Origin of the sequence: Alkalihalophilus lindianensis (assembly GCF_032843265.1) — a bacterium.
GTDB classification, from domain to species: Bacteria; Bacillota; Bacilli; order Bacillales; family Bacillaceae_D; genus Alkalihalophilus; species Alkalihalophilus lindianensis.
In genome coordinates, this window is the sequence record NZ_JAWJBA010000939.1 from 1 (window position 1) to 241 (window position 241).

Sequence of the window (241 nt, forward strand, 5' to 3'; positions counted from 1 at the left end):
GGCTGCCCTTTTGGCCAATAAAAAAAGCAAGTATGGGACCATACTTGCGATTACTACCAAAAAAACGGAAAGCCTACACCGAAACCGACAAACGGGAAGAATACAGGCGGTCGCCAAAACGGTCCCCAAAATCCATACCCGTAGCCATCTCCGGAACTAGAGTGGGTTAACTCTTCAATCTCCAAGCCGTCTTTTCTGACCTTTGCCACTCTGCCTATTGCCCATTTTCCTTCCTTATTTT

The 241-nt window shown here is 46.9% G+C and carries 1 protein-coding gene; it reads right to left on the bottom strand.

The annotated features are described in order from the left end of the window. Positions 1-53 precede the first annotated feature (53 nt). On the bottom strand, positions 54-241 hold a 188-nt coding region (locus RYX56_RS24870), incomplete at its 5' end, for a hypothetical protein (RefSeq protein ID WP_317124456.1).